Source organism: Bacteroides sp. 224, assembly GCF_010500995.1.
Lineage (GTDB): Bacteria > Bacteroidota > Bacteroidia > Bacteroidales > Bacteroidaceae > Bacteroides.
In genome coordinates this window covers 1-794 of sequence record NZ_QVMK01000094.1, presented here as the reverse complement: position 1 = coordinate 794, position 794 = coordinate 1, and the positions used below count along the sequence as shown (strand labels likewise).

General features: G+C 46.2%; 1 pseudogene. It reads right to left on the bottom strand.

Annotation, left to right across the window (positions count from 1 at the left end):
• Positions 1-794 (bottom strand): annotated as a pseudogene (locus D0T60_RS18480) (OmpA family protein); the annotation flags it as partial.

The window sequence follows — 794 nt, the reverse complement described above, 5'->3', positions numbered from 1 at the left end:
GCTTTCAATCCGTCCCAGTCTTCGGCTACCGATTTTACAGAGAAGATCTGTTCGGGAAGCATATAACGAACACGTATGTATTCTTTCAAAGCAGCGGCACGCTCGCGAGCCAAACGCTCGTTGTTGGTGTACTTGCCTTCGGGAGAGGCATAGCCTTCGATAAACAAGCCGGTGATGCGAGCATCAGTATCATTCATAACTTCGCTCAAAGCATCGTTGATTTTACCCAACTCAACAGGATTGCGACGGAAGTCGGGAAGAATTACAGAACGATTCACTTGGAAGTCCAAGTACGCGCTACCTTGGCGGCTACGGGTTTTCACTTCTTCGCCGGGGGCAGTATAAGTTAATTGTGGTTGTGCTTCGTAAGGAGCTTTCAACTCGGTAGTTACCTGGTTGGATAAGGTATAGGTGTACAGGTATTCTTCGCCTGCACAGCCTATAGCTTCTTGTTTAAGAACCAGCCTTGAGTTGTCCATCCACGGTTCGTAGGGAATGCTGAAGGCATAGTTTAACTCTTCGCCTGTATACTTATTAGTATTAATCACTGCATAAGGAGCTTTGTAAGCAGCCAGCCAGCGATCGCTACACAAAGTAAACCAACGGCGATTGAGTTTGGTACGGGCTTCACCCGTCACCTGAATGTAAGGTAAGGTCACTAAGTTTTGGTTGTCGTCTTTTATTTCAGGTTCGAAGATCATGGCGGAACACGAGGGTACTACACGAGCATCGATAGTTATATTAAAGGAGATATGTAAGCTGTCATTCTGTTCGCGAAACTCTTTCTGTACGAT